Consider the following 9,347-nt stretch of genomic DNA (forward strand, 5'->3'; position numbering starts at 1 on the left):
AGAAGGCCGACGAACCCGCGACCAGCCCACCCCCGAACGAAAGCGCGAAACGGACACCACGTCACTTACCGCCCACTTAAAGGGGACTTAACGATCAGTAGCGGGCGTGTCGTGTTCATGTGACACCCTCGCGCAACCCGGTCGAAGGCGGCACACTGACCGCCATGACCGGCATTCTCCCCGGCTCGGCCGGACCTGCCAGCACCACGGCAGGTCCGGCCGAGCCCGCACTCGTCGACCGTGCGCACCTGCTCGCCGACATCCGCTCCACCCTCGCCGCCACTGGCGGCGTCCTGCTCCACGGCCCGGCCGGTATCGGCAAGACTGCACTGCTCGACGCACTCGCCCAGGAGGCCGACGCGGCCGGGGAACCGGTCCTGCGCAGCAGCCCCACCGCCGCCGAGGCCGACCTGCCGCACCTCGCGCTGATCGACCTGCTCGGCGAGACCCTCCCCGCCCTCGCCGAGGAACTCCCCAGCCACCTGCGCCAGGCCCTGGAATGCGCGCTGCTGCACCGCGCGCCCCAACCCGGCGCCGCCACCGACCCGTTGGCGGTCCGGGTCGCCGTCCTGGAGACGCTGCGCCGACTCGCCCAGCGCGGCCCCGTGCTCGTCCTGCTCGACGACACCCAGTGGCTCGACGCCGCCAGCCGCCAGGTCATCGCGTTCGCCGCCCGCCGCCTCACCGACCGCCGAATCCGCTTCGCCGTCACCGAACGCACCGAACACGCCGACGCCGCACCCACCATGGGCGCCCTCTGCCCGCCCACCGCCCGCGACCTCCCCGTCGGCCCGCTCGGCGAACGCGGCACCGGCGCCCTGCTGCGCGAACGGCTCGGCCTGCGCCTCAGCGGCCTCACGCTCAGCCGCGTACACGCCGTCAGCGGCGGAAACCCGTACTACGCCCTGGAGTTGGGCCGCTCACTGACCGCCGACGGCAGCGAGAGCGCACTCGCCACCGACCCGGCCCGGCCGCTCGACGTCCCCGACCGGCTGCGCGCCCTGGTCTCCGCCCGCCTCGCCGAACTCCCCGACGCCGCCCGCGCCGCCCTCACCGTGCTCGCCGCCGCCCGCACCGGAACCGGCCTGCCCGACACCGTCACCGAACCCCTCGCCGCCGCCCGCCGCCACGGCATCGTCCGCCAAACCCCCACCGGCACACCCCAGTTCAGCCACCCCCTGATCGCCGAAGTGGTGCTCGCCGACGCCACCCCCGCCGCCCTGCGCGACGCCCACCGCCTGCTCGCCGCCCTCACCGCCGACCCCGTCGAGCAGGTCCGCCACCAGGCCCTCGCCGCCGAGCACCCCGACCCGCAGCTCGCCGCCCGACTCACCCGCGCCGCCGACACCGCCCTCACCCGCGGCGCCCCCGGCACCGCCGCCGAACTCCTGCGCCACGCCGCCCACCACACCCCCGACCCCGACACCGCCGGCCGCCGCCTGCTCGCCGCCGCCCGCAACGCCGCCGCCGCCGGCCTGCCCGACCTCGCCCGCGCCTGCGGCGAACGCCTCACCACCGCCCCTGCCGCCGACCTGCGCGTCCACGCCCGGCTACTGCTCACCCGTCTGCTCGGCCCCGACCACCCCGGCGCCGAAGCCCTGCTCGCCGCCGCCGCCGACGACACCGGCGGCCATCCCGCCCTCACCGCCGCCGTCCACCAGGAACGCGCCGTCCGCGCCCTGCACCGCGGCGACCGGACCGAAGGCTTCGCCGAACTCGAAACCGCCGAGAAGCACGCCGACCACGCCGACAACCCCGACCTGCTCGTCGAACTCCTCGCCCTGCGCGCCCCCATCACATTGCTCACCGACCCGGCCCACGGTCGCGCCCTGCTCGAACGCGGCTGCCGCCTCGCGGCCGGCCGACCCCCCACCGCCGCCGCCGTCATGTGCCGCGAAGGCCTCGCCGTCGCCGCCCTGCGCAGCGGCGACACCCCCCGCGCCCTCGCCGAGGTCGAATCCCTGCGCACCGAGATCGAAGCCGCCGGCCGCACCGAGGACCTCGCCAACGTCCTCTACATCGCCGCCTCCGTCCTCGAACGCGCCGGCCGCAGCACCGAGGCCTACGCCGCCGGCCGCGCCGCCCACGACCTGCGCGAACGCATCGAACCCACCCCCGGCCCCGCCCGCGTCCTCGGCGGCGCCGCCGAACTCAACGGCGGCACCGCCGAGCGCGCCGCCCAACTCCTCGACTCCGCGATCCGCGCCGCGGAGGACGGCCAAGACAACGAGTGGCTCGCCTACGCCCACGGACTGCGCGGCCGCGCCGCCCTCCTGCTCGGCAGCCTCCCGATGGCCGTCCACCACCTCACCCGCTGTCAACTCCTGCTCCGCCACATGCAGTTCAACGACCCCAGCGTCTTCCTGGTGGACGCCGACCTGGCCGAGGCACTCGCCCTCTCCGGCCGCCCCGACGACGCCGCCGCCACCCTCGCCGACGCCCGCGACCGGGCCGGCCGCCTCGGCCGCGACGTCGTCCTGCTCGGCCTGCACCGCGCCGAAGCCCACCTCACCGCCCTCACCGACCCCCGTCGCGCCGCCGACACACTGCGCGCCCTGCTCCCCGCCGCCCATCCCTACCCCCTCGAACTCGCCCGCGCCCACCTCGCGTTGGGCACCCTGGAGCGCCGCGCCCGCCGCCGCGCCGCCGCCCGCGCGGCCCTCCAGGACGCCCATGCGAGGTACGCGGCCGCCGGATGCCTGCCATGGCTGCGACACGTCGAGACGGCGCTCGCCTCGCTGGACGCGCTGGAGGCCGACCCGACGCCGACGCAGCAGCAGATCCTCGGGCTGATCCGCACCGGCGCGACGAACCGTGAGATAGCCGCGACGCTGCACCTGTCGGTGAAGGCCGTGGAGGCGAACCTGACGCGGCTGTTCCGGCAGTACGGGGTGCGGGGGCGGGCGGAACTGGCGAAGTATCAGGAGTAGGTGGGGTGTTGTTCAGTCGACGATGATGCCGCCGAGTCGGACGATCGCGTCGAGGGCTTCGTCGTCGAAGCCGCAGTCCCGGGAGAACCGGGTGCCGCGCAGGCGGTCGGTGAGCGGAGCGCGGGCGAGCAGCTCGCCGGTGCGGAAGTCGAACAGCCAGAGTTCGCCCATGTCGGTGATGGCGGCGAGACGCGAACCGGCCGGGTCGGCGAAGATTCCGAGGGTCCCCCTGTTGCCGGTCCGGCGCTCCCAGATCGGTTCTCCGCTCTCCGCCGTCATCGACCAGGCGCTGAGCCTCCCGCCCTCGGCGAGCACCGCCAGCCCGATGGCCGCGCGGTACACGAACCCTTCGAGGCCCGCATCCGGGCTGAGCGTCAGCGGCAGACCCTCGGGGCGGAGCAGCACCTGCTCGGTGAAGGCGTCGATCGCCATCACCGGGATGTTGTCGATCGTCACCAATTCGCTGTCACGGGAACCCACTTGGTCGATCTCGTCCTCGTCCGCGGTGACGTCCAGAGCCGCGACGGTCCGCCAACCGCCGGCCGCTTCGCTGTCGGGGACGTGGTAGGAGATCTGATCGTTGATCGCGAGCAGACCCGCCTGGAAGTCACCGGTGAGGACCGTCCAATGCCCGGCCTGTTCGGCGGGAGGGGTCCACGTCTCGATCACCGCCCCGGTCTCCGGATCGCGAATGATGCCGTCGACGGGTTCCAACAGGACCCGCTGCCCGCGCCAGTGGATGGGCACCAGCATCTCCCCGTTGTCGATACCGACCTCACTCATCGACTGCCCCGTCCGGGCGTCGACCAGTTGACCACCCATGATGTCGGACATCCACCAGATCGACTCGGCCCACTCGTGAATGAACAGAGGACCGTGTAGAACGTCGAACCGGAGGGGAGGTTCGGCCGGGATGCCGTCGGGCCAGTGGAGTACCCGGTGGTTGTTCCAGGCGGCCAAAGCCCCGCTCGTGGTGATCCGGCAGCGCCAGGTGGGGAGCTCCCGGAGAATCAGCGATGAGAGCTGCGCGCCCGTCAGATCGGCACCGGTGAGGTCGGTACTGTGCAGCTCCGCCTCGGCGAGGTTCGCGCCGCGCAGATCCGCGCCCGCGAGCGAGAACCGACGGCCGGGCATCCAAGCCCGGAACCCGGACAGGTCGAGCCCGGCCAACGGCGCATCCACCAGATCGCCGTCGGCCATGGCCAGCAGGTGCAGGCTGTTCAGCAGCGGCCTGCCCGGGCTGCTCGCGTGTGCCAGCTCCAACAGTCGGGCGCGGTGCTCCGGATGCTCGCGGACCATGGTGGCCAGGAACCCGAACACCGCCTCGTTCGGCTCCTGCGCACCGAAGGTGCCGGCCAGCGCCTCCACGGGCTCGGGCGCGAACGCGGCCAGCGCGGGCAGACGACCGTCCGCATCGCGTGCCGCGAAGTGCTCTGACCACGAGCGGGAGCGGTCGTCCTCCGCCGCGCCGGGAACCCGGACGGAGTCCAGGAAGTCGCCCGTGAGCAGGCCGAGTTCACCGGCGAACTTGAGCGCCACCAGGAACTCCAGCAGCGACTTGTGCGACGGGCCGTAGTCGCCCTCCGCGTTGCGCACCAGCATGCCCTGGTTGCGCATGTCGTGCTCCCAGAAGTCCAGGTCCGCGTCGCGCTGCACCACCGGGCCGAAGAACGAGCGCAATCGGCCTGGGAAATCACGGTAGTTGAGGGCGAGTCGCTCGGTGGAGAGCATCTCCCAGGCGACCTCGCAGAGGAAGTACAGCTTGTCGGCGCGGGAGGTGAAGGTCCGTTCGGCGTGGATGTCGCGGTCCATCTTGTGGCACATCGCGTACAGGTAGATCCGGGCGAGGTCGATCTCCGCGCCCCGCTCGATCTCCGGCAGTGCCTCGATCACCAGCTCGGACATCAGCGGACGGCGCATCAGCCCGCGCAGGGCGGGGTGCTGCATGATCTCGCGGACCTTCTCCTCCGGCAGATCGTGCCGGAGCATCCGCTCGATCTGCTCGTCCTCGAACTCGACGAGCTGGACGATCTCGAAGGTCGGGCCATCGGCCATCGCCCCGTGCCCGGCCGTCGAGATCTTGGCGCCGAACAGGTCACGGGCCTCCCGGTCGTCCCGGAAGTGCTCCTTGCGGCTGCTCAGCAGCACCTTCGCGCCCTGGTCCACCGCCGAGGCGAGCGACCAGAAGTTCGCCACCACCGTGTTGCGGTCGGCGCGGGCCGCCATCTCGTCGAAGCCGTCGAAGATCAGCAGCAGCCGGCCCGTCCGGTTGAGCACCCGGACCACCTCGGCGCTGCGCAGGTTCACGTTGTGCTTGTCGAAGAAGAACTCGGCCAGCAGTCCCTCCACCCGGGTCTGCTTGACGTAGTCGCGCAGCGGTATCAGCAGCGGCAGCCGGGGCCGCGGGACACCGCGCCGCTTCGCGTCCCGCCAGGCCAGCACCATGGTGTGCGCGAGGTGCAGCGCGAACCAGGACTTTCCCATGCCGAACTCGCCCAGCACGGACAGGTGTTGCTTGGCCGGCTCGTCCAACCAGCGGGCCACGTAGTCGTCCAGGCCGCCGTCCCGCCAGTGGTAGCGGCTGGTGGCGATCGGCAGCCCGGTCGCCGGGTCGATCTCGCTCTTCTCGCAGGACTGCGGGACGTACCGGGTGTCGATCCCGCGCCGCCGCACCTCCTCCTCGACCCACGCCAGATACGGCTCGAAGTCGGCCTCCTCGTCGATCAGTTCGTCGAACGAGTAGCAGAACAGCCGGTTGCCACTGGCCGCCGCCACGGCCCGGGCCGCCGCACTGACCCGCAGCCGCGCGATGCCCCAGCCCTCCTTGGCCTTGGCCGAATCGGCCAGCTCGGCCAGGGTGTTGAGGTGGTGCGGGCCCAACTCGCCCGCCACGCACAGCATCACGATCGGGTCGCGCCCCCGGCGATTCGGGATGTCGACCCGCAGGGCGACCGCATCCTCGCCGACCGGCCACTGCTTCAGCACCTCGTACTTGACCGCCCGGAACCACTCCTCGGCGTCCCGGGCCAGCCGCTGCGCCGGCGTGAGCTCGGCCCGGTCGGGCTCGATCCGCAGCCGCCGGACCTCCTCCTCGTCGCGCGTCCGGCTCACCTGGCTGAGCAGCGACTTGACGGTCTCCTCCAGACGCACCTCGTGCGGCGCCCTGGTCCGGTCCACCACCTGCTCGAACGCGGCGGCGAAGGCGTCCACGTGCTCCTCGAAGCCGTGCGCGAGATGCCCGAACTCCCTGGTCTCCCGGTTCCGTACGACCGCCTCGGCGACCTCGCGACGCACCCAGGTCAAGTCCCGCTGCTGGAACGACCGGCGGAAGGAGTCGACCACGTACTCGTCGCGGAACACGGCGAGCACCGAAGCCGCACGGCCCGCGCAGTACTCGATCAGCGTGATGGCGTAGACGCTGTCGAAGTCCCGCGGCGGTGTCCGCGGATCCAGCTTGACGGCCCTGAGCGCCCGCAGCACCCGCTCCTGCCGCATCGCCGCATCCTTCAGCGGAGTCGCCACCAGCTTCCCCAGCACCCCGGCCGCCGTTGCGATCACCGACATCCCGCGCCCCCCTCTGTTCCGCACGTCCCCGCCCGCACCCTACCGGTCGGCAGCCGGGCGGCCGTCCGTGCGAGGCTCCTGACCATGACTCACACCGACGACAAGCGGCACATCTTCCTGGACCTCGACAGCGTCGGAGCCGGCCAGGGCTGGATGTTCGTCATCGTGGCCGCGCCGACCGGCGTGGTCCACCAGAACCAGGGCGGCGGGTTCGGCTGCATCCAGTACCAGCAGGAGGGCTACCTGATCCCGCTGTTCGGGCGGGACCTGGACGTCGACCTGCAGGAGATCTTCGTCGGAGAGCTGAAAGGACAGGGGGCGCGACGCCTGGACTGGCCGGCCGAGCTGCTCGACCGGCTGCGGACCGCGGTCGCCGATTTCGGCGTCTACGGCTCCGGGAGGCACGACGACGCGTTCCCCACGTGGCTGGCACTCGACGAGTCCCGCCTGTCGGAGGTCGACGAGGCGTGGGTGCCGGTGCTGACACCGCACGGCCCCGGGGTCCTCGTGTGGGAGAACTCCGACTGACCGATCGTCCCGGAACGCGCCGAACCGTAGGCCGTGCGCCTGACCGTTCCGGCCTTCGCGACGTCCCTGACGCGGGCGCCGACTGCCGGGCGTCGCCGAGGATCTCGAAGGCCTGCCGCAGGACGCCGCGCCAGTCGATTCCCGCCGGGGGCGAGGTCGGGGAGGCGGAACACCGCAGCAGGCGAAGATACCTGACGACTCGTCAAGCTCTGCAGATGGCGGTCCGGCCTGCTGATCCTGGTGTCTGCGCCTCCCGGGCGACCACCCAAGAGTGAACCTTCGAACCGCGCCATCCCCGCAGGCACGCCGGATGGTGACGCGACATCAGGACCAGACGGACGCACGGTCCCTTTGCGGGCCTCCGGATCCCGTGGCTGGCTGGATCTCGGCAGGGCCACCACCGCGCCCCGCCACTGAACCACCTACTCGGAGGAGATTTCTCATGCGTGGTATCAAGCGCGTTCTGGCCGTCACCGCCCTCGCCGCCCCCCTCGTGATCGGCTGCGCCGGACTCGCCTCCGCCCACGAAGGCCCCGAGGCCCACTTCGAGAAGGGCCAGTTCGTCGCGAACGAGGAGGGCGCCGGCGAGGCCAACGTGTTCTCCGAGGTCGACGAGGGCGGCGTCGAGCACGGTGCCGGCTGGGTCTTCGCCGGCGACGAGGGCGTCGAGGGCTCCCACAACGAGGCCGGTGCCCACTTCTAGGGCAGCCTCGACACTCACCTTCGGGTGCCCGGCGGGAACCCCACCCGCCGGGCGCCCGCGTCTGAGCCCGCCCGGGTGACCACCCAGGGGTGAACCGTCGGTGTGCTCGTCCCGCGAGGCGCGACGGTTCATGACGAACGGTCAGGGCCAGGCGGCCGCACGGGTGTCACCCCCCTCGTGATGGGCTGCGCCGGCCTTGCGTCCGCCCGGGCAGCGGGGGCGCGAACTTCGGCACGGACCAGTTCACCCCGGCCGAGAACGGCGCGGGCGTGACCGGCGGCAACTCCGCCGACACCGGCGGCGCAGTGCAGCGCGCCGACTTCGGGATCTGGTCCGACGACACCGGCGTCTCCGGCGGGTCCGCCGGTGCCGACGCCGCCTTCGGCAACGACTGAGCCCGTGGACCGGGCGCCCGGCGGGAACCCTACCGCTGGGCACCGCTGCGCGCCCGGGCAGTCGGCAGCGGAGGCCGTGGCACGATGGGCCTCATGAGCGACGAACCCCGCCCCCTGCTGGTGGACCGCACGCCCTTCCCCGCCGACGGCATCGACGAGCGGCTGCGTGCCCAACTCACCTTCCTGGTAGAGATCGACCGGCTCAAGACGATCCTGCGGCAGTCGCCGCTGGTCGCCGCCGAACGGCGGGAGAACGACGCCGAGCACTCCTGGCACCTGGCGATGATGGTCGGTGTCCTCGCGGAGTACGCGGACGAGCCGATCGACGTCGGGCACACCGTCCAACTCGTGCTGCTGCACGACCTGGTGGAGATCTACGCGGGGGACACGCCGCTGTACGACACGGCGGCGGGCGTCGACCAGGCGGAGCGCGAGGCGGTGGCGGCGGACGAGTTGTTCGGGCTGCTGCCGAAGGACCAGGCGCAGCGGCTGCGGGAGCTGTGGGACGAGTTCGAGGAGCGCCGCACTCCGGAGGCGCGGTTCGCCAAGGCGATGGACCGGTTGCAGCCGCTGCTGCTCAACTGGATGGCAAGCGGCGGCACTTGGCGCACGCCAGGGGTGACGGCCGACGACGTCCGGGCGCGCAAGGCGGTGATCGGTGACGCGTCGGCGACGCTGTGGAAGGCCGGGCAGCGACTGATCGACGAGGGTGAGCGGCGCGGCTGGTCGCGGAGCGGAAGCGGCGACGGCGGCGACAGCGCCGAGCAGGGCTGACGGCGCTCGACCGCGAGGGCGCCGCACCGGACGGCACCCTCGCGGTCGAGCAGGTGGAGCAGATCGAGCAGGCAGGTCAGCCGATCTTCACGTCGTCGACCAGGAAGGTGGTCGCCAGCGAGGCGTCCTCCTGGCCGTTGAACTGGAGGTTGACGGTCTGTCCGGCGTAGGCGCTCAGGTTGACGGTCTTCTGGACGTAGCCGGCGCTGGCGTTGGCGTTGGAGTAGGTCGCGACGGTGGCGCCGTTGACGGTGACCTTCAGCGTGTCGTAGGGCGTGGTGCCGGTCTCCTGGGTGCTGACCTTCAGCCAGAAGGTGAGCTTGGGCGTGCCGGCGGGCACCGTGATGTTGCCCTGCGACAGGGTCTCGCTAGCGGTGGAGCCGTAGCCCATCATCCACGCGTACCAGGAACCGCCGTGCGGGGTCTGCTGGTTGGAGTTGGTGATGTCGTTGG

At 72.2% G+C, this 9,347-nt stretch carries 7 protein-coding genes; 5 read left to right on the forward strand and 2 right to left on the reverse strand.

The genetic code is table 11. The features are described 5' to 3' along the window. Positions 1-164 precede the first annotated feature (164 nt). Positions 165-2,930: a helix-turn-helix transcriptional regulator gene (locus IEZ12_RS40325; protein ID WP_189278652.1), complete on the forward strand. Its 2,766-nt coding sequence runs from the start codon at positions 165-167 to the stop codon at positions 2,928-2,930. 12 nt (positions 2,931-2,942) lie between these two features. Here the strand turns inward: IEZ12_RS40325 and IEZ12_RS36635 are convergent, their stop codons facing one another. After that, the gene (locus IEZ12_RS36635) at positions 2,943-6,494 is read right to left on the reverse strand and encodes an NACHT domain-containing protein (protein WP_189278654.1); all 3,552 of its coding nucleotides are present in this window, start codon (positions 6,492-6,494) and stop codon (positions 2,943-2,945) included. A gap of 84 nt (positions 6,495-6,578) precedes the next feature. Between IEZ12_RS36635 and IEZ12_RS36640 the strand changes: the two genes are divergently transcribed. From IEZ12_RS36640 to IEZ12_RS36650, 4 genes are all read left to right on the forward strand, one after another. Beyond that, positions 6,579-7,022, forward strand: coding sequence for a DUF6210 family protein (locus IEZ12_RS36640; RefSeq protein WP_189278656.1), 444 nt, complete (start codon positions 6,579-6,581; stop codon positions 7,020-7,022). Between the two features lie 442 nt (positions 7,023-7,464). After that, a complete protein-coding gene (locus IEZ12_RS36645) occupies positions 7,465-7,725 on the forward strand; it encodes a hypothetical protein (protein ID WP_189278658.1) in 261 nt (86 codons plus the stop codon). A 269-nt stretch (positions 7,726-7,994) separates the two neighbouring features. Continuing rightward, positions 7,995-8,120: a hypothetical protein gene (locus tag IEZ12_RS40330; RefSeq protein ID WP_268250306.1), complete on the forward strand. Its 126-nt coding sequence runs from the start codon at positions 7,995-7,997 to the stop codon at positions 8,118-8,120. A gap of 93 nt (positions 8,121-8,213) precedes the next feature. After that, positions 8,214-8,894, forward strand: coding sequence for an HD domain-containing protein (locus tag IEZ12_RS36650; RefSeq protein ID WP_189278660.1), 681 nt, complete (start codon positions 8,214-8,216; stop codon positions 8,892-8,894). Between the two features lie 76 nt (positions 8,895-8,970). On the opposite strand, the gene IEZ12_RS36655 is transcribed toward IEZ12_RS36650, so the two are convergent. Next, positions 8,971-9,347, reverse strand: a 377-nt coding sequence (locus IEZ12_RS36655) for a choice-of-anchor J domain-containing protein (protein ID WP_189278662.1), incomplete at its 5' end; no start/stop codon positions are given.

It is taken from the genome of Kitasatospora griseola, assembly GCF_014648555.1.
Classification (GTDB): Bacteria; Actinomycetota; Actinomycetes; order Streptomycetales; family Streptomycetaceae; genus Kitasatospora; species Kitasatospora griseola.